At 65.5% G+C, this 19,230-nt stretch carries 18 protein-coding genes and 1 pseudogene; 5 read left to right on the top strand and 14 right to left on the bottom strand.

Features of this window, described 5'->3' with window-relative positions; genetic code table 11:
- The coding region (locus VML93_RS02260; RefSeq protein WP_325607244.1) for an excalibur calcium-binding domain-containing protein at nucleotides 1–108 on the top strand (108 nt) is incomplete at its 5' end.
- A gap of 20 nt (nucleotides 109–128) precedes the next feature.
- Here VML93_RS02260 and VML93_RS02255 read toward each other — a convergent pair.
- The 7 genes from VML93_RS02255 to VML93_RS02225 form a co-directional block, all read right to left on the bottom strand.
- Nucleotides 129–2,048: a serine/threonine-protein kinase gene (locus VML93_RS02255; protein WP_325607242.1), complete on the bottom strand. Its 1,920-nt coding sequence runs from the start codon at nucleotides 2,046–2,048 to the stop codon at nucleotides 129–131.
- Nucleotides 2,049–2,138: 90 nt separating this feature from the next.
- Entirely contained in the window at nucleotides 2,139–4,004 is a 1,866-nt protein-coding gene (locus VML93_RS02250) for a serine/threonine-protein kinase (RefSeq protein WP_325607239.1), read from the bottom strand.
- A gap of 101 nt (nucleotides 4,005–4,105) precedes the next feature.
- Nucleotides 4,106–6,040, bottom strand: coding sequence for a serine/threonine-protein kinase (locus tag VML93_RS02245; RefSeq protein ID WP_325607236.1), 1,935 nt, complete (start codon nucleotides 6,038–6,040; stop codon nucleotides 4,106–4,108).
- Between the two features lie 63 nt (nucleotides 6,041–6,103).
- Nucleotides 6,104–6,541, bottom strand: a complete 438-nt coding sequence (locus VML93_RS02240; RefSeq protein WP_325607234.1) for a hypothetical protein — start codon at nucleotides 6,539–6,541, stop codon at nucleotides 6,104–6,106.
- A 99-nt stretch (nucleotides 6,542–6,640) separates the two neighbouring features.
- Nucleotides 6,641–7,321 carry a Fic family protein gene (locus tag VML93_RS02235; protein WP_325607232.1) on the bottom strand — a complete coding sequence of 227 codons (681 nt, stop codon included), beginning with the start codon at nucleotides 7,319–7,321 and terminating at the stop codon, nucleotides 6,641–6,643.
- Nucleotides 7,322–7,328: 7 nt separating this feature from the next.
- Nucleotides 7,329–7,685: a hypothetical protein gene (locus VML93_RS02230; protein ID WP_325607228.1), complete on the bottom strand. Its 357-nt coding sequence runs from the start codon at nucleotides 7,683–7,685 to the stop codon at nucleotides 7,329–7,331.
- 93 nt (nucleotides 7,686–7,778) lie between these two features.
- Entirely contained in the window at nucleotides 7,779–8,999 is a 1,221-nt protein-coding gene (locus VML93_RS02225) for a CoA transferase (RefSeq protein WP_325607226.1), read from the bottom strand.
- A 216-nt stretch (nucleotides 9,000–9,215) separates the two neighbouring features.
- Here VML93_RS02225 and VML93_RS02220 point away from each other — a divergent pair, with 216 nt between their 5' ends.
- Nucleotides 9,216–10,001, top strand: a complete 786-nt coding sequence (locus VML93_RS02220; RefSeq protein WP_325607224.1) for an esterase — start codon at nucleotides 9,216–9,218, stop codon at nucleotides 9,999–10,001.
- Nucleotides 10,002–10,042: 41 nt separating this feature from the next.
- Here the strand turns inward: VML93_RS02220 and VML93_RS02215 are convergent, their stop codons facing one another.
- Nucleotides 10,043–11,887: a serine/threonine protein kinase PknE gene (locus VML93_RS02215; RefSeq protein ID WP_325607222.1), complete on the bottom strand. Its 1,845-nt coding sequence runs from the start codon at nucleotides 11,885–11,887 to the stop codon at nucleotides 10,043–10,045.
- Nucleotides 11,888–12,223: 336 nt separating this feature from the next.
- Here VML93_RS02215 and VML93_RS02210 point away from each other — a divergent pair, with 336 nt between their 5' ends.
- Nucleotides 12,224–12,832 (top strand): chitin-binding protein, encoded by a 609-nt coding sequence (locus VML93_RS02210; RefSeq protein ID WP_325607220.1) that lies wholly within the window; start codon nucleotides 12,224–12,226, stop codon nucleotides 12,830–12,832.
- A 161-nt stretch (nucleotides 12,833–12,993) separates the two neighbouring features.
- On the opposite strand, the gene VML93_RS02205 is transcribed toward VML93_RS02210, so the two are convergent.
- Nucleotides 12,994–13,257: a hypothetical protein gene (locus VML93_RS02205; protein WP_325607218.1), complete on the bottom strand. Its 264-nt coding sequence runs from the start codon at nucleotides 13,255–13,257 to the stop codon at nucleotides 12,994–12,996.
- Nucleotides 13,258–13,535: 278 nt separating this feature from the next.
- Here VML93_RS02205 and VML93_RS02200 point away from each other — a divergent pair, with 278 nt between their 5' ends.
- A complete protein-coding gene (locus tag VML93_RS02200; RefSeq protein ID WP_325607216.1) occupies nucleotides 13,536–14,213 on the top strand; it encodes a sensor domain-containing protein in 678 nt (225 codons plus the stop codon).
- Here VML93_RS02200 and VML93_RS02195 read toward each other — a convergent pair.
- Nucleotides 14,197–15,495, bottom strand: a complete 1,299-nt coding sequence (locus VML93_RS02195; protein ID WP_325607214.1) for a glycosyltransferase — start codon at nucleotides 15,493–15,495, stop codon at nucleotides 14,197–14,199. The genes VML93_RS02200 and VML93_RS02195 overlap by 17 nt on opposite strands.
- Before the next feature lie 49 nt (nucleotides 15,496–15,544).
- On the opposite strand from VML93_RS02195, the gene VML93_RS02190 reads away from it, so the two are divergent.
- Nucleotides 15,545–16,207 carry a helix-turn-helix domain-containing protein gene (locus tag VML93_RS02190; protein ID WP_325607211.1) on the top strand — a complete coding sequence of 221 codons (663 nt, stop codon included), beginning with the start codon at nucleotides 15,545–15,547 and terminating at the stop codon, nucleotides 16,205–16,207.
- A gap of 9 nt (nucleotides 16,208–16,216) precedes the next feature.
- Here the strand turns inward: VML93_RS02190 and VML93_RS02185 are convergent, their stop codons facing one another.
- The 4 genes and pseudogenes from VML93_RS02185 to VML93_RS02170 form a co-directional block, all read right to left on the bottom strand.
- A complete protein-coding gene (locus VML93_RS02185) occupies nucleotides 16,217–16,648 on the bottom strand; it encodes a nitroreductase/quinone reductase family protein (protein ID WP_325607209.1) in 432 nt (143 codons plus the stop codon).
- A gap of 28 nt (nucleotides 16,649–16,676) precedes the next feature.
- Nucleotides 16,677–17,312 carry a class I SAM-dependent methyltransferase gene (locus tag VML93_RS02180; RefSeq protein WP_325607207.1) on the bottom strand — a complete coding sequence of 212 codons (636 nt, stop codon included), beginning with the start codon at nucleotides 17,310–17,312 and terminating at the stop codon, nucleotides 16,677–16,679.
- 221 nt (nucleotides 17,313–17,533) lie between these two features.
- A complete protein-coding gene (locus VML93_RS02175) occupies nucleotides 17,534–18,949 on the bottom strand; it encodes a DUF4349 domain-containing protein (RefSeq protein ID WP_325607205.1) in 1,416 nt (471 codons plus the stop codon).
- A 49-nt stretch (nucleotides 18,950–18,998) separates the two neighbouring features.
- Nucleotides 18,999–19,230: pseudogene (locus VML93_RS02170) on the bottom strand (hypothetical protein); the annotation flags it as partial.

The following is a 19,230-nucleotide window of genomic DNA, read 5'->3' as shown; positions in this document are numbered from 1 at the left end:
AAGGCAGCCTGCGCTGCCGGTGCGGCACCGATTCGTCGGGGCCAGCCGGGTTACCGGCCAGAACTTGACCGTGACGGCGACGGCATTGCCTGCCAAGTGTGCCCCTGAAGTAGGTCAGCCTTCCGGCGTCAATCGCCGACTCGTGTATATGTGTCGTCGAAATCTGTATTCACTTTGCAGGTCCCGATCCCGACCCCGGACTGTTCAAGGTGACCGTGCCCGGTGAGCTGCGTAATGGGATCTTTTGCCGGCTGAGGCAGCGGATATTGCGCGCTCACTACTATGTGGACCGTGCCGCCGCAGCCCTGTTGGTTGCGGTCGCCCTCCAAGGTCCAGTTCCCGCCGCCGAATACCAGCGGCAGCTCGGCTCTGCCTGAGTGGAAGTAGCTTATGCACCGATCGCCGGTGCGCAGACAGTCGGTCACCACAGCCATGCTGTCCTGCAGTGGTGGGGTTTTCCCGTCCTTGAAGGTTCGCTTCCATTGGTAGCGGCCGTGTAGCGCCTCGGCCGGCGACGCCACTCGCGGCGGTAGCTTGGCCGGGTCGGGGAGGCTGTTGACATCGACGTCTGCCGTGCGGGTGAAGGTCACGGGACGTTTTCCAGCGCAGAGATGGGCGTCGGCCCCGCGGTATTCGCCGACGAAAGTGCCGTCGGGACGCGGTTCCAACGTGAACACTTCCCAGACTTCGCCGGCAACGTCGTTGCACGTACTTGAATCGAGGGTTACGGCCACCCAGCGTTCGCCGACCTTATCGAACACCGCATTCGACGCGACTCGCATATCGCCGCTCAGGCGCGTCGCGGTCGCCACGCACCCGGTGCTTCCGCACACCGAGCGGAAAGCGTACGTGTCCGTCAACGGCTTCGCTTCCGGAGCCGGGACACCGTTGACACTGGCGCCCTGGCCGAAGAGGGCCGAATAGACGCCGGTGAAGGGACCCGCGTTGGGCGCCGGCTGGGCGGCGGTGGGCGCGCCGGAAGTTCCGGGCCGGGCGGCCGTCGGATTGGGATGCCGGTTGAGTGCGACGACGGCGAAGACCCCGCCGGCGACCAGCAGTGGCACGCCCACCAACGCGCCGATCAGGATGGGACGGCGGTTCCGCTTGCCTTGGGGTGGTGCGCCCGGTGGTGGTACCGGCGCCCGCGATGTCCCGTCCAGCGCGGGCTGGGTGTCCGGGTAGGGAACCGCAGCAACAGCCGAGGCACCTGAACTCAGGTATTGGCTCAGTTGGTCGGTGAACTCCCGACAACTGCCAAACCGGCCCGAAGGCTCTTTGGCCATCGCCGTGGCGAAAACCGGATCCAGGCCCGCCAACTCGGGACGACCCGGACCGATAGACGGCGGCGGTGCGCTGACATGCTGCGTAATCACCACTGCGGGATTGGAATTGCCGTATGGCGGCTTGCCGGTGAGCAAGTGAAATGCTGTGCACGCCAACGCATACTGATCGGCGCGCCCGTCGACGTGCTCACCTTTCAACTGCTCGGGCGCCGCATACGCCACCGTGCCCAACGTCATGTTTGTCGCCGTCAAGCCGGCCGCATCATCCATGCGCCGCGCGATGCCGAAGTCAGCCAGATAGACTCGCCGCTCCTGCCCTTCGGGATCGCTCAGCAAAATGTTCGCGGGCTTGACATCACGATGCAACAACCCCCGATTGTGGGCGTAATCCAGAGCCGAGCCGACCGCGGTAATGATCGAAACCACCTCGGCCGGCGCCATCCCGCCCGGGTACTGCTCACGCAGCAGCCGCGCCGCATCGGTGCCGGCGACGTAGTCCATGGAAATCCAGAACTGGCCGTCCTCTTCGCCGCGGTCATGAATCCGCACGATGTGCGGATGAGAAAGGCCGGACGCCAACTCCGCCTCACGCTCGAAGCGCGCCCGAAACCCTGGATCGGTGGTCAAGTCCGCCGGCAGTACTTTCAGCGCATCCTCACGCGGCAACCGCGGATGCGACGCCAGATAGACCGCCCCCATCCCGCCGGCGCCCAGCACCCGCATGATCGTGTATCCGGCGAACACCTGACCAACTTCAAGCGCCATGGCCAAATCGTAGTTCCTGCCACTCCGGCGGCACCCACAATTCACCCCAGCATTACCGACAGCGGTACTACGCGATCAGGGTGGTGTTAATCAGCCAACCCGCGTGAATGTTTCATCGAAGTCCCCGGCCATCGCACAGGGCGCGCTCTGTTCGTGGTGACCGTGTCCTTTGAGCTCGGTAATTGGATTCTGCAGTGGCTGAGGTAGGGGAAACTCCGCATTGACTTTTAGATGCGTGGAGCCCCCAGACTTGCACTCAACATCGGCTTCGACGTTCCACACCCATTTCCCGTCGCCGAATACGAGCGGTATGTCTTCCGACGGCTCATGGAGGTAGCTGATACACCGATCGCCGGTGCGCAGACACTCCGTGGCGACCGCATAGTCCGCCTGCCGCCCTTGGTGGTCTCCGGTCGTAAAGTTCTGCGCGGACTTGTAGTGCCCGTACAGCGCTTGGGCAGGCGATGCCACGCGAGGCGGTTGACTGGCTGGATCGGGAACCTTGCTGTCGTCCACATCGCCAGTGCGGGTGAAGGTAACGGTTCGACTATTGGCGCAGACGTTGTTGGAAGTCGTGGTGTATACCCCGGTGAGGGTGCCGTCGGGCCGTGGTTGCAGCGCGAACGTCTGCCAGAATTGGACGGTTGCGCCCTGGCAATCATCTGAGCCGAGGACTACCCCCACCCAGCTCCCGCCGATCTGGTCTAACACCGCGTTCGCTGCTGCTATAGGTACGCCACCGACGCGTGCTGCCGTCGCCACGCACCCAGTGGAGCGACACACCGACCGCAGGCCGTACGTGCTGCTCATCAGGGTCGAAGGTGTCGTACTTGGATCGGCAGCCGTCTGGTCGAGCGTCATGAGCGGGCCGAAGTCCGCCCGGTAGGTGCCGGTGAGTGGACCCACCGGGGTACCCGGGTCGTGATGCTGGGTGAAGTTCATGACGGCGAAGACGCCGCCGGCGATCAACAACGCGACTCCCACCAAGGCACCGATCAGAACACCCCGGCGGCGTCGCGGGCCCGCGACGACTGCTGGTGGTGGTTGAGTGGGCGCAGTTATGGCATACGGTTCGGTTCGCGGGAACGCGACGTCACGGCGACCGGATGTAGAGCCTGGAACAAGAGACTCACGCAGTTGCTCGGCGAACTCCGCGCAGCTGCCAAAACGGCCCGCGGGCTTCCTGGCCATCGCCACGGCAAATACCCAGTCCAGCGGCGCCAATTCGGGGCGCCGCTCACTGATCGGAGCCGGGTGCCCGATGACATGCTGGGTGATCACCACCGCGGGGTTGGAATGCACGTATGGAGGCGCGCCGGTCAGTAGGTGAAAGGCGGTGCAGGCCAACGCATATTGATCGGCACGCCCGTCGACGGCCTCACCCTTCAATTGCTCAGGCGGCGCGTAGGCCACGGTGCCCACCGTCATGTTGGTCGCGGTCAGGCCCGCCGCGTCATCGATGCGTCGCGCGATGCCGAAATCGGCGAGAAAAATCCGCCGCTCCTGGCCGTCCGGGTCGGTCAACAAGATGTTGGCCGGCTTGACGTCGCGATGCAGCAGCCCGCGATGATGCGCATGATCCAGGGCCAGGGCGACCGCGGTGATGATCGGTAACGCCTCGTCGACAGGCATTCCGTCGGGGTAGTGCTCGTTCATCAACTCGCCCGCATCGGTGCCGGCCACGTAGTCCATCGAGATCCAGAAATGGCCGTCGTGTTCGCCGCGGTCATGGATCGCCACGATGTGCGGATGAGACAGTCCGGCTGCCAATTCGGCCTCACGCATGAATCGCGCCCGAAACTCGGGGTCCGCGGTCAGATCCATCGGCAGGACCTTTACCGCGTCCTGACGCGGCAACCGCGGGTGTGAGGCCAAGTACACCTTGCCCATTCCGCCGGCGCCCAGCACCCGCACGATCGTGTAACCGGCGAACACCTCACCAACGTCAAGGGGCATGGCCAAATCGTAAGTGCGTCACGTCAGTCGACGCACGGATTAGCCGCGAATTCAATCGCCGACGGATGCTACGGATGACAGATGTCCCGCCCAATCCCGTTCTAATCGCCGGTGCGAGTGAACGTTTCGTCGAAATCTCCGCTCATCGCGCACGGCGCGGACTGTACGTGTCTGCCGTGACCGGTGAGCAGCGTGATGGGATTCTGCGGTGGTTGGGGCAACGGATACTTCCCGGTCTTTTTTATGTTCATGGTTTGGCCGTTGCGCGAACACGCGGTGTCCTGGGAGGTGTCCAAAACCCAGTTCCCGCCATCGAATACGAGCGGCTCCACCTCACCCGACGCAGCGTAGAAGAAGCTCATGCAGCGCTCGCCGGTCCGTAGGCACTCGGTGGTGACCGCAAAGTCCACCTGGTGTGGCTGGGCGGGGACATTGAAGGTCCGCCGCTCGCGGTAGTGCCCGTGTAGCGCTTCGGCCGGCGGCACCACCCGCGGCGGTAGCGCGGCCGGGTCGGGCAGGGTGTTGACGTCCACATCTGAAGCGCGGGTGAAGGTCACGGTACGTTTGAGCTCGCATAAATTGCTGGTCATCATCGTGTAGTCGCCGGTGAAGGTGCCCGCGGGACCGGGTCGCAGGGTGAACACTTCCCATCCCTCAGCCGTGGAACCGCCTCCGGCTCCGCATGGAGTCGTGACGAGGTTTACCGCCACCCAGCGGTCGGCGAGCTGGTCGAACACCGGGTTCGGCGCGAACGCGGTCCCGCCATTGAGCCGGGACGCGGTCGCCGCGCACCCGGTGGGCCGGCACACCGAGCGGATGCCGTACGTCTCGGTTGTCGGCGGCAAACCCGAACCCGGGACGTCGTTGATGTTGGCGCCCGGACCGAATTGAACCCGATAGACGCCGGTAAGCGGACCGGTGTTGGGTGCCGCGGCCTTGGCGGAGGGCGTGGAGTTGGGTGCTCCGGCCGCGGCGACCGGATGAGGGTGCCGGGTGAGCGTGACGACGGCAAAGACACCGCCGGCGAGCAGCAGCACCGCGGCGACCAGTGCGCCAACCAGCACGCCGGGGCGCCGCGCCAACCGCCGCGGTTGCGCCTGCGGCTGCACAGTGGGTGCGGTGAGGCCCAACCTGGCGTTGGTTTCAGCGACGGTGACTGGTTCAGCGGCGGTAACTTCGCCGCCGTATGCGGAAACCGGACTCACGTACTGGCTCAATTGATCGGCGAACTCGCGACAACTGCCGAACCGGCCGGATCGCTCTTTGGCCATCGCCCGGGCAAACACCGAATCCAACCCGGCCAGCTCGGGACTGCGCGCGCCGATCGGCGGCGGCGGCGCGCTGACATGCTTGGTGATCACCACCGCGGGATTGGAATCGGCATACGGCGGCGCGCCGGTCAGCATGTGAAATGCGGTGCACGCCAACGCATACTGGTCGGCACGCCCGTCGATCGACTCGCCCCTGAGCTGCTCGGGCGCGGAGTAGAACACCGTGCCCACGGTCATATTGGTCGCCGTCAGACCCGCCGCATCTTCCATCGGACGCGCTATACCGAAATCGGCCAGATAAACCCGTCGACCCTGCCCATCGGGGTCGCTGAGCAAGATGTTGGCCGGCTTGACGTCACGGTGCAACAAACCCCGGCGATGGGCATAGTCCAGCGCCGAGGCCACCGCGGTAATGATCGGCACCGCCTCGTTCGCCGGCATTCCGCCGGGGTACTGCTCAGCCAGTAGCCGGGCCGCATCGGTGCCGGCGACGTAGTCCATCGAAATCCAGAACTGGCCGTCGGTTTCGCCGCGGTCATGAATTCCCACGATGTGCGGATGAGACAGGCCGGCCACCATCTCGGCTTCACGCTCAAACCGTCCCCGGAACTCCGGATCGATGGTCAGTTCCGTCGGCAGCACCTTGAGCGCTTCTTCGCGCGGTAACCGCGGATGGGAGGCCAGATAAACCGCGCCCATTCCTCCCGCGCCTAGGACCCGCGAAATTGTGTAGCCGGCGAAAACCTGACCAACCTCGAGCGCCATGGGCAAATCGTAAATCTCATTGGCGTCGTCGCACCCAAACTCATGTCTCTCGCTGCGAAACGATCAGTCGGTCTTTTGGAACACCGCCGCGAACGATCCGCCTAGCCAACCCAGGACACCCAGCGCGAAGGCGCTGACCATGTCTGTCGCGACATCGGATTTCGCCAACCAGACGAGCAACACGAAGACCCCCACGAGTGCGTAGGTGAGGATTCCGATGGTCAGCATCAGGGATGCCTTCGTCGCTTGTCCGATTTGGACCGCAATGGATTGTCCCTCTTGACCGGACACTTTCTGCACTTCGATGCCCAGAACGGAGGCGGTGCCGGCTCCGACCGCCGAAGCAAGGAAGCCGGCTACCGTTACTTGCGCGTCGGTGAAGCTGACCTTTTGACCCGGAATTGTCGGGTGGAATTGCAGGACCCGGATCCCGACCCATATCCAGACCCCGGCGAACAGCAATAGCACCAGCAACGCCAGCAACTGCAATATCCGGTTCAACGAATCCCCCTATGCAACAGAGCTATCGAGGGTCACAGGCTACCCGCCGGGGGCGACACAGTTTGCCAGATTGCCTTCGGCGTTTCGGCAGCCGTCTCGTCAGCCTGCCAATGCTTGAGCCAACATGCGGGCGAAGACCGCTGTGATCGGGCGATGGTCTCCCACGAAGTCCGGCGGGCGGCCCATCGACGACTGACCGGCGCGGGCGTAGGCGTTGCCCTCGGGCCGCGGTTTGACCGCAACGAACGCTGGAAGCGAATAGCGTAGTGCGATGAAATTCGCCCACACCCGCGCCGTGCGCCCGTTGCCGTTGGCGAAGGGGTGCAGACGAATCCACTCGCCGTGCACACGGGCGCTCAGCAGGACGACCGCCTCGACGGTCGCGGTCGTCACCGGCCGCACGCCCGGTTTGAGCGCCGAATCCAACTGCGTGATCCCGGCCTGGATCTGCGTTATCAGCCTCGGTATCTCCTGCGCGAGATCCTTGGAGAAGACGCCGAGCTTCTCCGGCAGCCCGTCGGCTCGACGCCGTCCGATGCCGATCTCGTATCCGAGGAGGTCGGGCACCGCCGGATCACCACGGAAGTGGCCCACATAGCCGGCAACCGGCACCCGGCAACCCGCATACAGCCGTGCATGCCATTCCCGGGCCCGGTCAGCGTCCGGCAGCGTCGTCCAGTCCTGCGCGTCGGCCGCGATAGACGTGATCAGCGCAGCGGCATTGGCCTTGATCCGGGCCAGATCGGCCCGCGCATCCTCGTTCCACGGCCGGCTCGGCACTGCGTCGTCAGGCGCGCGCTGAATCGAACGCCGCGATGACCCCGAGACTGTCGGCTTCGGGGACCTCGGTCGCGAGTTGATCCATGTCCAGCGCGTAGGCCTGCAACGGCTCGGGCTGGCCCTCGCCTTCGGCAAAGTCGGTCAGGCTGTCGTCGACGATCCTGGCGTACTCGGCGTCGGTCAGCTCGGCGATTCGTGCGGCAGCCCGCTCGAGATCGGCGACCAGCGTGGCCCCCCTGAGCAGAACCTCGTGCGCGACGGCCTGCTCGATCAGCTCGTTCTGGCTGATGTCTTCGTGGTTGGCCACCTCGCGGACCAGTTCGCGCAGGCCCGGCTCGCGCAGCCGCAGGGAGAAGACGCTCATGCTGGTAGTCCGCCCGTCCGAAAGTGATGTCAAAGTAGCTTTATGATATCACGGACCCCATTGGGCGAGCAGGCGGATCCGACGCTGCTCGCGCTACAAGATCGCGCCCTGCTCCTTGTACTGCTCGATCTTGTCCCATTCGACACCGGCCTCGAGCAGCACCTCCTCGGTGTGCTGACCGTGTTCGGGCGCTCCCGTCGGCTTCACCTGCGCCTCGTCGAACTGCACCGGGTTGGTGGGCAGAATGTATGGCGCGCCGTTCATCGCGTTGACGTCAGGAATGTAACCGTTGGCCACCACCATCGGATCGTGCCGCAACTCGCTCGGCTTCTGCAGCACGCTCCATGCTCCGGAGAGCGGCGCCAGGATCTCGCGCCACTCGTCGACGGTATGGGCGGCGAACTCCGCGTCGAGGATGTCGATGAACTCGCCGCGGTTCTCGTAGCGCGAGTGAGGATCGGCAAATCGCTTGTCCTCCAACAGATCCGACCGTCCGATCACCGAGAGAACCTCGGGCAGGAACTTCTCGCCCTGCAGCATCATCAGTGTGATGTAGCGGCCGTCCCGGGTCTTGTACGTGCCCACCAGCGGGTTGGGCATGTCGCGGTGGGTGAAGTTCGGCATCGGGTCGCCGCCGTAGAGCATGGCCGCGGTGACCTGCGGGCTCATGGACCACGACGCGAGCCCGAGCAGTGACACGTCGACCACCGACGTCTCCCCCGTTGCCTTGCGCTTGTAGAGGGCCGCCGCGACGCCGCCGGCGATCGTCAATCCGCCCAGCAGATCGCCGAAAGCCGGGGTCTGCATGACCGGTTCGGGGAAATCACGGGTGAACGCATTACTGATCCCGCCGCGGGAGAAGAACGAGACCCCGTCGTAGCCGGCCTTGTCCGCGTCCGGCCCCTTCGGGCCGTAGCCGGATCCGCGCACATAGATGATGTCGGGGTTGACGGCGCGAATGTCGTCGATATCGATCGCGAACCGTTTGCGCCTGCTCGGCAGGTAACTGGTCAGGAACACATCGCAGGTCTTGGCGAGGTCGTGCACCACCTCCTGCCCGCCGGGCGTGGTCATGTCGACTCCGATCGACTTCTTGCCGCGGTTGGGCATCTCGATCATGTAGTTGACCCCGTCCGGACCGCCGGGGACCAGGCCCATGGTGACCAGACCACGCTGGGGATCGCCGCCCACCCGCGGCTCGATCTTGATCACCTCGGCGCCCCATTCGGCCAGCACCGCTCCGGCCGCAGGCACAAACGTCCACACCGCGGCCTCCAGGACACGGATGCCTTCGAGTGGTTTCGCGTTTGCCATTGCATACCCTCCGTCGTTGTTCGGAACGCGCCTGTTTCCCTAGTCGAGTATTACCTGACGCAATTCGACCGCTTGCGCGACCGCCGCCATGCGCCGCGCGCGCATCAGAGCACCGGTGAAAGCCGTAGTGCCGCTGATCAATTCACAGCGGAGTGACAGCCGGTGCGCAAACCACGAAGATTAGCCAACCGACAACAGCAAACACCCCGAGGCCGCATGTCCACTACATTCACCAAACCAGCCATCAGCGCCCGGATGCCGAACCGGGGTGGCGGGCTCGCATGCATCGCTGTGGCCGCGATCATGGGCGTAGCGGCATGCGGCACATCAAGCACCCCCGCCCAAAGCACTGCCTCGTCGGCCGGTCAGCCAACCACGACTGCCGTCGCGCAGTCGGCCTGCACCAGCCTCGGCGGCACGCTCGACACCAAGCAGATCTGCCACGTACGCGCTGCCACTCCCACGTCAAACCTCGACTTCCGCTTTCCGGTCGACTACCCGGACCAGCAGGCGGTCACGGACTTCCTGGTCCAGCGTCGCGATCAATTCAACGATTGGGTCGCCCATCAGCCGCCACGCGGTAGCTCGGTCAGCTATCGACTGGACATCGGCGGCCACGCATACCGATCCGGCACCCCGACCCTAGGCACCCAAAGCCTGCTGCTCGACATCGGAAACGACACCGGCATCAACCCGGTCACCACCTTCAAGGCGTTCAACTACGACCTGGCCAAGCACACCGCCATCACGTTCGACACGCTGTTCAAAGCCGGCACCAAACCGCTGGAGGTACTCAACCCAATTGTCCAGCGCGAGTTGGACAAACACGATGCGCCAGGCCTGCTGACGCTCAACGAACTCGGTGCGGCCGCGTATCAGAGTTTTGCAATCACCGACGACGCGGTGATCTTCTTCTTCAACCAATACGGGTTGCTACCGCACGTGGACGGGCCACTGAAAGTTGCGGTGCCGCGCGCCGAACTCGCGCCGATGTTGGCCTAGCCGCATCGACGCGCTCGGCCGCACGTTTCGACGTCAACCGACTACTGGCCGACCAGCTTCGTGAGCCAGCCCGGATCCTTGTAGTTCACCGACTTGCCGCCGTCCCACACGAAAGGCGTTGAATCGGCATTGAGTGACCGGAGCGACGCGAAGGCGGCGCCGGCCTTCGCTGCGGCAGTTGCGACGTCGGCGCCGGACTTGATGCAGCTGACGACCGAGGCGTCGGCGCCCACCGACTTGGCCAGTTGGGCCAGTTCGCCATCGGTGCGGTCTTCAGGTCCGTTTTCGGGCGGCTGAAAGTTACTGGTGAACAGGCCGGAGTAGAAGTCGCTGTAGATCTTCGGGTCGTTCTGCGCCGCAACACAATACGTAGCCGCAACCGCCCGGGTCGAGTAATTCTTGCTGCGCGACGAGGTGTCCAGGAAATTGAGCAGGTGGTAGCGCACCGCGAGCTTCTTGTTGTTCACCGCGGTGTCGATATCGCTGGCGTTCGACCGGATGAAGCTGCCACATGGCGGGCAGAGCGGCTCGTTGAAAATGTCAATCGTCACCGCCGCCGCCGAACTGCCGAGAAACACACCGTCGTCGAGCACCTTGAGCGCCACCGCATCTGGCGCCGCTGCAGCCGGCGACGGCGACGACGCCGGCGTGGGCGACGACTCCCAGGGTTTGGCCACAACGAGGAGCGCGCCGCCCACCAGGGTCATCACGACCGCAGCGGCAACGCCAACCCACAGCCAGGGCGTGCGTGAGGCTTGGGACGGCTGAACCGGCGGTTGACCCCATGGCGGTGCCCCGGCCCAAGGCATCGGCCCGCTGGGCATCGGGCCGCTCGGCATCGGCCTGCTGCGCATGGGTCCGCCGGGAGTCACTGTCGAGCCGGGACCCGACGGCGCCGGCCGCCACCCGGTCCCCTGCGGCTGAACGTGGGTCACCGGTGCGGGCGCACCTGGTGGAGCAGGCGTGAAACCGCCGGGCGGCGTGCCGGCAAACCCGACCGGCATGCTCGCCGCCTGGCTGCGCTGCAGGATGTTGGTGGCGCGGTCCTGATCTGGTGTGGCCAGCGCCGTATAGGCTGCCGCTGACAGATCACCGCAGGTCGGGTAGCGGTCGGCTGGATCCTTGGCCATGCCGCGGGCGATCACGGTGTCGAAGGCCGCCGGAATGCCCGGCCGCACGACGCTGGGCCGCGGAATCGACTGGTGCAGGTGCGCGCTCATCACGCTGACCTGGTCCCCCCGGTACGGCGGGGACCCGACCAAACACTCGTACAGCACGCAGGCCAATGCGTAGATGTCGGCTCGATAGGTCACTTCGGAGTCGCGGAATCGCTCCGGTGCCATGTATTTGAAGGTGCCCACCGTGCTGCCGAGCTGCGTCAGCTTCTCGTCGGACGTGGCGCTGGCGATCCCGAAATCGACGAGATAGGCGAAGTCATCGGCGCTGACCAGGATGTTCTCCGGTTTTACGTCGCGATGCGTCACCCCGGCAGCGTGCGCGGCGTCGAGCGCGGAGCCGATCTGACGCACGATCGCCACCGCCCGCGCCGGGGGCAACGGCCCATAACGGGTCAACATGGTGGCCACATCGATGCCGTCGATCAGGCGCATGTCCACGTAAAGCTGTCCGTTGATCTCGCCGTAGTCGTGAATCGGCACGACATGCGGTTCCTGCAGCCGGCCCGCGGTGCGGGCCTCGCGCTGCATGCGGGCGCGGAAGACCGGGTCGCGGGAGAGCGTCTCGGACATCAGCTTCAGCGCGACGATGCGCTCCCGCACCGTGTCCTCGGCCTCATAGACGTCGCCCATGCCGCCACGCCCCACCAGCCGCCGCAGCCGGTATTGCCCGAACTGCGAACCCTCCCGCGAATCGGGCGTGTCACCCATCGCCGACTCCTAACCCGCCAAAGCGCGCCGCAAACCGACTGGGAGCACGTTCGCGCGCTCGGCCATCGTCTGCGCCGGGCGCGAGTACGCGGAGGCGTGCAGGGATAAGGCTAATGGTTTCGGCAAGTGCGGTGCATATATCGACGCGACCTGGGTATTCGAGGAAAGGCCGACGAGACCGGGGCGTTCGCGTGACCGGCCAATTCACAGGCGTTGGTGCCAGATATCCGCGCAAAAGGTGCACAGGGGCTTAGCACAGCGCATTCATAGACAAGCTATTTAGCCTCTGGGTATCGGGCAAATGTTCGATGTTTTACGACGTAACAGGTGGGGACCATGAAACTAAAGCAACTGATCGCAGGAGGAGCCGTCGCGGGTGCTCTGGGCGCGGCGGCGTTGGGCGTGGGCGCCGGTATGGCATATGCCGATCCGTCGCAGCCACCGCCGAACCCCGGCGGCCACGGCGCACCACCCCAGGGCCCTCCGGGCGGCGGTAACCAGGGCGCGCCGCCGGCACACGGCCCAGGTGGACCTGGCGGGCCTCAGGACCACGGCCCCGGCGGAGGCGGACCCGGCGGTCCTCCGAACCACGGCCCCGGCGGACCCGGCGGGCCTGGCGGTCCCGGCGGTCCTCCGAACCACGGACCTGGTGGACCCGGCGGGCCTCAGGACCGCGGCCCGGGTGGTCCTCCTCCCGGTGCTCCGGGCGGATGGCACGGGGATGACCACCGCGGCTACTTCCACGGGCAACCTTGGGGCAACGGACCCGCACCCTGGGGCTGGGGTGAGCCGCCCCGCCCGGACTGGGGCCGACCGCTCCCGCCGCCCGGATCGCCATGGATCGGTGGCCCGATCAACTACTGGGGTTACCAGGAAACACCCGTGTGGGATCCCGGGTTCAACCAGTGGGGCTTCTGGTTCTTCGGGGTCTGGATCCCGCTGTAAGGAGCCCGCAGTAAGTAGGCCAGTTGACACGGCGGCCGCTTTGCCTGGTGGCGAAGCGGCCGCCGTTCCGCGTGCTGTGGCGATGGCGGCAGGCAGTTTCTAGGTGTGGCCTTGCCGAGGACATAAGCCGTCGATATCGCTGGCAACGCTTATGACGCCGGTCATCCGTGACGATTCGAGCTGTCGGTCCGCACGGTTCGGCTGGGCCGCCGGTTCGGCGCCGGTCGCCGGCTCGACGGGGCGGTGAAGCCTTGGGTGTCGTCGAAGAACGCCCACTGCCCCGCGTCGTCGACCTCCATCCGCCAACCCAGCTCGGAACTGCCGGCGATGGAATCGACAAACCACGGGTACGCGGCTTCCGCGCTGTCGAACGTCTTCGTCGCGACAACCGCGCCACGCGGGTCGATAACCCGAAACCTCACCATGCTGATGTGACTATCCCATTCCGGCGGTATTCAACCGCCCGCCGCGCACCGACCCATCTTTCCCGCCAGATCGTTTCATAGCGGAAACGCTGTGTATACGGTTCGGCCGTGTTCTTCACCGGTTAATAAACCGTGCGCAAGCTGCGTCATCAAGAATCTATTGAGGCTGCTACCGGATGCTGGGTTAAGCGAAGATGAAGATCGACACCTGTGAAGGAGATCCGATCGTGCCCAGGCACCGAACAATGCCGAGACGCCAACCACGCGCAGTTACGCAGGTGGTCTGCTTACTCGTGCTGGCGTGCTGCCTAGTACTCGCCGGTTGCAGCAATGTCGTCGCCGGCACCCCTAAGGCCGGGAAGCGCGGTGGGGGGTCCAATGGACCCATTTTTCCGTCCCAGCTAGTCGAACTGCTGACGCCATCCGAGGAACTGTCGGCGGTACCGGGTAGTCCGTTGTTCGAACAGGACATGCAGAACGCGCTGTTCACGTCGGCCGACCCGGCCGAATGCCACGGTGTCGCGGGTTACGGCGGCCACCACCTGTTCCCGAACGACTACACCGGCCGCGAGGCGCGCACCCAGGCCGACGCCCTGAAGAACCAGCATCAGCTACTGGAAGTGTCGGCCACCTATCCAAGCGGGTTCAACGCCGCCGCCTTTCTCGATTCGATTCGCAAGCTCGTATCGGGCTGCCAGCACCCCATCACCGCCTGGAGCGACGACCAACGCAAATCCACCGTGGACCCGACGCCACTGCAGGCGGGTTCGCCCGAGGTGGTCCAGTGGTCGACGAAACTTGAAGGTGAGCAATGGTTTTGCGATTTCGCGATGATCGCGAAGGCCAATGTGGTGGCACAGATCGTCACCTGCTCCCCTGACCATTCCGTCGATATCAAGACGCTGATAGCCAAGCGGCTCAAGAAGATCGAGGAACTGATCAATTCCACCGCGTAAGAGGTTGGGTGGTCGTGGCGAGGTTGTCCACTACCTCGGCTAGGCGGGCGAAGCCCGGTGCTGCGGCCATATCGGCCGCGATGCGCCGGCTCGCGTCGCGGTAGCGGGGCTGATTGAGCACCGCGACGATCGCTCGTCGCAACGCTCTGGGCGAAGGATGCTCCGTCCGCAATCGGCGCCCGACGCCGGACCACTTCACCCGCGCGCCAACCTCGGGCTTGTCCTCTTTGCCGCCGGTGGCGACGACCGGCACGCCGTAACGCAGCGCGTACTGAACGCCGCCGTAGCCGCCGTTGGTGACATAGACGGCAATGCGTGGCAGCAGCTCGTCGTACGGGAGAAATGTTGCCGCACGGGCATTTTCCGGCAACGGGGGCAGTGTGTCGAGCGGTCGGCCGCCCGTGGCGACGACGACCAGGACTTCCTCGTCGGCCAATGCCTCCAGCGTCGGGGCGATGGCTTGCCCGTAGTCCACGTTGGCAAAGGTTCCCTGGCTGACGTGGACGACGGGCCGGGTGCCGTCCAGGTCGGACCACCAGACCGGCAGCGCGGCTTCCGAGCCCGCCGCGCCGATCGGCCCGACGAAGTGCAGCGCCGCAGGCGCATCGGAGCGCGGGTATTCGAATGCGGGAACGGTAAGCTGCACAAAGGCATCGACGTGTCGGTACCAGTCGATGAGCGACGACGGCAACGGTCTGCCGTGCACCTGGCGATAACGCTCATCCAAAATACGGTTGGGCCGCGCCAGTATTCGGCGGTGCAAGGCGGTAAGCACAGTGTTGCGTTGTCGGTTGCCCCACCGAATCGGTGGCAGTCCAAAGCCGAACGGGGCGGTGTCCGCACTCGAGATCGGAAGCGGCGCAACACCACACACGACGACCGGAGGGCGCTTCGGGCGCGGGTGGCCGAGCAGGAGTACTGCGCCGTAGAAAAGCGGTTCGATCAAAACGACATCCGCCGGCGCCGCGGCATGGGCAGCCATCAGGGTCTCGTACTGCGCGGTCGCGGGACGAACGAGCACGTTCTCCATATCGAACGCAATCGCCCTGACTCCCTTCAACTTTGCGCGGGCAGGGAAGCTGGCGACAAGGTCGCGATCGTCGAAATCAGCATCGGGCGGCAACGGAATGTGCGACGCACCCGTCGCGGCGACCCGGTCGGCGAAGCGGGCGCCGGTGATGAACCGGACCTGATCACCGCGTTCGACAAAGGCGCGGGCGATGGCCAGCATCGGCGTCACGTGACCATGGGCAGGGATGCTTGCAATGACGATCGATGCCATGCCGCCGCCCCTAGATGACGTTGATTACGTGATGGTAGTATTCATTACTATGCTACCGCAGTCAATATCGGAAAAGGTCTCCCGGCCTGCGCGGGCGTATCGATCAGAACTGCGCCAGCAGCAGGCGGAGCAAACGCGGTCACGAGTGGTCGCCGCGGCGGCTGAGCTTTTCGCCGAGCATGGTTACGCGCGGACCACCCTGGCGAAAATCGCCGACGCGGCGGGCGTGTCCCCCGAAACGGTGCAGGGACAAGGCGCCAAAGCGGCGCTGCTGATCGCGGCCGTCGAGTTCGCCGGGCTGGGCGTGAGCGACGAAGAGAACCTTTTCAATCTCGAGGTTGGTCGCCGCTTCCTGGCCATCCAGGACCGCGACGAAGCGGTCGACTATATCGTCGGCACCCAGATCGGGGTGCACCAGCGGACTGCAAAGTTGGCACCGGCCCTGTTTGGTGGCGCCGCCGCAGATCCCGAACTCGATCGGTACGTCAAGGAATTTATGGCCGGCGTCAGGCAACAGTTTTGGCGAGTGCTCGATGTCGCGCGCGACCGGGGATGGCTCCGAGAGGACGTCCCCTTCGACGAGCTCGTCGAAACCGCCGTGGTGATCGGCGGCGTCGACACCTACCTCCAGATGATCCACCGCGATGGGTGGCCGGTGCAGCGCTACCGAGCGTGGTCCCAGCGCATGTTGGCCGAGACGGTCTTCCGGTAACCGTGGGCGTCAGCCGGCGACCAACTCGAAGACCGGGATGACCCGGTCGGTGCGTTGCTCGTACTCGCCGAACCCGGGGGCGCGCTCGACGACGGTCCGGTAGATGGAATCCCGCTCGTCGCGGGGCAATTCGCGCGCGGTCACCGGCTTCGGAGCGTCCGAGCCGATCTCGACGCTCACTTGGGGGTGGGCACGAATGTTGTGCACCCACGCGGGATTGTTGTCCCGGCCGGCCGCCGAGCCGATGATGTAGATCTTGCCGTCGATACCGAAGTAGCCGATGAGGTTCAGCCGCTGGGCACCACTCTTCGCTCCGGTCGACGTCAGCAGCAGCAGCGGAAATCCCTCGAACTGCCCGCCCACTTTGCCGCCGTTGCGGCGGAACTCCTCGATGTTGCGCTCGTTGAATTCGCGCTCGCCGCGCATCTCGTCGTCAGCCATTCCCCCATCCTGACACGCGGGGTCCGCCTCAGGCTTTGGTGCCCGCCGTGATCAGGTCGGAGATCATCCGGGTCCAGAGCGGCCGCGGGATCCGGTGCTGGTCGCTGATGGCAAATCCGGCACCTTCGAACAAATCCCGCATCTCGGCCGGCGAGGCGTTGTGCTGGGGTTTCCACCTGTTGGACGAGGGCGCCTGCAGCAGCGCCTGGCGCGCGCTCAGGGCCGACACGACCACCAGCCCGCCAGACGCCAGCACGCGACGGAACTCGCGCAATGCCGCCGGCTGGTCGAAGAAGTGAAACGCCGAGGTCGTCACCACGGCGTCGAGCGCCCCGTCGTCAAAGGGCAGCTGCTCGGCCGGGCCCCGCAGCCACTGCACTCGGTTGGATCTGGCGCGCGCCTGCTCCAGCATGCCGTCGGACATGTCTACGCCGTAGATCTCGCCGGGGTGCAGTTCACGCTCGATCCGATCGCTGAGAATTCCTGTGCCGCAAGCAATATCAGCGATCTTGCCGGACCTGTGATCGCGCAGCTGCGCGATCACCTCGTCATGCGGGGGGCGATAGACAAAGCGCTGCAAAAACGGCAGGTCGTAGGCCGGGGCCAGGAAACTCCACATTCGCGTAACCGCGTCGTTGAGCCCCCGGCGTTGCGGTTGCGTCATCTGCCCGACCCGCCCACGGCCCGTGCCGAAGCGCAGGTGTCGTCTTGAGTGTCTGGCATGGCCCTCCTCGGAACGGAGCATTACTTAGCTACTATAACGACCGATGGCGGCGGGGGCGCGGCCAACGTTCGCACCCGTTGCAAAACGACAACCGACTCCCCCAAGAAACTGGTGTGGCAGACGTGACAGAACCAGCCGCCACTTACCTCAAAGAGCCGTGCCTATTCCTCTGAGAGCCTTCGATTTTCGTCGGTTGCCGGCGCACCAGGTGTGGCGCTGGATGCTCGCCGAGAAGACCGGCGGCGCACGAAGACGACGGCCAGCGCCACCAGGGCCAGCACCGGTATCCACGGGATGAGGAACCCAACCGCCATCGCGACGCCGTGAACGGCGGAGGTCAGCGACTGCCACCCGTGTTCGAATGCGCCAGGGAAACCATGGCTGGTCACCGTCGGAACGGCCGAGAGGTTGACATTGATTGTCGCGTAGGAAATCTCGTCGCGAAGGGTATCGCGACGCGCCTTGAGCGAGTCCAGCTCGGCCTGCCGCTGGGTCAAGGACGACTCCGCGGCGAGCAAATCCGCGGTGTTGCCCGCCCGGCGCATCAGATCCAGCAGCCGATTGATCGAAGTCTGTAAGGCCTCGATGCGGGCATCCAGGTCGACGCGCTGCGAAGTGACGTCGGTGTGGCCGATCGACATCGACTCGACGGTGCCGAGTTTCCTGGCGTCGGCCAGGAACCCGTCGAGTTTGTCCGCAGGAATGCGCAACACGAGAGCAACCGTCGCCGACCCGGACTCAGAAGACGACCTGGATTGCTCCGAGCGCGAGTCCACTCGCCCGCCGACATCGGTGACCGCGGAGGCGAGCCGGTCGGCCGCCTGTGCGGGCTCAGCGACGACCATCCGCACCGATCCCGTGGTGATGATGTCGCGTTTGTAGGTGTTGTCCGGCGGCGCCGCCGGCGGGGCAAATGGTGGCGCTTTGGGCGCCTCGACCGTGTTCTCGGGAACCCCGCCCCTCGTCGTGGGAAGGCCGCCAGCCACGGTTGCGGACGGATTGGCCGCTACTACGCCGTCGCGCGTCGCGGTGGAGGAACCGTCCCGGCTGAGCGACCCGAACCAACCGATGCCGACCAGCAACATGACGGCCACCGCCACCGCAACGACGTTGCGCAGCTTGACAGTTCGCGCCCCTGACTCCGCATCTTCCGGTCGCCGGGCGGGAGACGCCTTCAGACCCGACGCCGTCGGGGTTCCGGCCGGCAGCTCGACGGGTTGCATGACGCGGTGCCGCAATTCACCCTCGGCAACCACCCGGTCGTCCATCGCGACGTATGCCGTGAACCTGCACAACACACCGAACCGCAGCGACGTGTCGACGATCCGCTTCGCCAGATCCTGCGTGGAACTGCTGCCGTTACCTCCCGACGCGGAGGCGAAGCGGTCCTCGAGGTCGCGCAGGTGGGCGCGCGCCCATTGAGCGGTCACTGCCGAGGCATCGCCGCGCTGGCCGGCGACGGTGGCCGACCAGTCACTGCCGTCGCCGGACGTGCCGCGCAGGGTGAGCGATCCGGACGCGGCTCCCCGATATCGCCCGGTCACCAACAGCGGCACGCCCGGCAGCAGGTCGGGCAACCGAGCCGGGCTCCGGCCTCGTCGTCGGTCCTCGACGTGGTGCGGACGGTCATGATGGGCTCCGTTCGTCGAGGGGTAGCAAGCCTGTCAGCAATCCACGTTCAGCCAGCAGTTCCAGCAGCGGCCGGGCGGCCGCACGGATCGCGTGGATGTCGTCTTCGTCGGGTCGGGCGGGCAGCAGCAACAGCGCGCCACCCGGCAGGTTCACCGCGGACAGCGTCGTGACACTGTCAGCGCCGTCACCGTTGGCCACCGGTTCGACGGGCGGATCGGCCCAGAAG

Origin of the sequence: Mycobacterium sp. (assembly GCF_035499775.1) — a bacterium.
Classification (GTDB): Bacteria; Actinomycetota; Actinomycetes; order Mycobacteriales; family Mycobacteriaceae; genus Mycobacterium.
Note: the sequence above shows the minus strand (reverse complement) of the source record. Positions and strands in the feature narration are given on the sequence as shown.

What these genes read in the sequence shown, in the direction of transcription:
- VML93_RS02250 (WP_325607239.1), bottom strand. Translation starts at nt 4,004, where the DNA reads ATGCCCCTTGACGTTGGTGAGGTGTTCGCCGGTTACACGATCGTGCGG.
- VML93_RS02220 (WP_325607224.1), top strand. Translation starts at nt 9,216, where the DNA reads ATGTCCACTACATTCACCAAACCAGCCATCAGCGCCCGGATGCCGAAC.
- VML93_RS02230 (WP_325607228.1), bottom strand. Translation starts at nt 7,685, where the DNA reads ATGAGCGTCTTCTCCCTGCGGCTGCGCGAGCCGGGCCTGCGCGAACTG.
- VML93_RS02205 (WP_325607218.1), bottom strand. Translation starts at nt 13,257, where the DNA reads ATGGTGAGGTTTCGGGTTATCGACCCGCGTGGCGCGGTTGTCGCGACG.
- VML93_RS02180 (WP_325607207.1), bottom strand. Translation starts at nt 17,312, where the DNA reads ATGACGCAACCGCAACGCCGGGGGCTCAACGACGCGGTTACGCGAATG.
- VML93_RS02215 (WP_325607222.1), bottom strand. Translation starts at nt 11,887, where the DNA reads ATGGGTGACACGCCCGATTCGCGGGAGGGTTCGCAGTTCGGGCAATAC.
- VML93_RS02195 (WP_325607214.1), bottom strand. Translation starts at nt 15,495, where the DNA reads ATGGCATCGATCGTCATTGCAAGCATCCCTGCCCATGGTCACGTGACG.
- VML93_RS02255 (WP_325607242.1), bottom strand. Translation starts at nt 2,048, where the DNA reads ATGGCGCTTGAAGTTGGTCAGGTGTTCGCCGGATACACGATCATGCGG.
- VML93_RS02210 (WP_325607220.1), top strand. Translation starts at nt 12,224, where the DNA reads ATGAAACTAAAGCAACTGATCGCAGGAGGAGCCGTCGCGGGTGCTCTG.
- VML93_RS02245 (WP_325607236.1), bottom strand. Translation starts at nt 6,040, where the DNA reads ATGGCGCTCGAGGTTGGTCAGGTTTTCGCCGGCTACACAATTTCGCGG.
- VML93_RS02190 (WP_325607211.1), top strand. Translation starts at nt 15,545, where the DNA reads ATGCTACCGCAGTCAATATCGGAAAAGGTCTCCCGGCCTGCGCGGGCG.
- VML93_RS02225 (WP_325607226.1), bottom strand. Translation starts at nt 8,999, where the DNA reads ATGGCAAACGCGAAACCACTCGAAGGCATCCGTGTCCTGGAGGCCGCG.
- VML93_RS02185 (WP_325607209.1), bottom strand. Translation starts at nt 16,648, where the DNA reads ATGGCTGACGACGAGATGCGCGGCGAGCGCGAATTCAACGAGCGCAAC.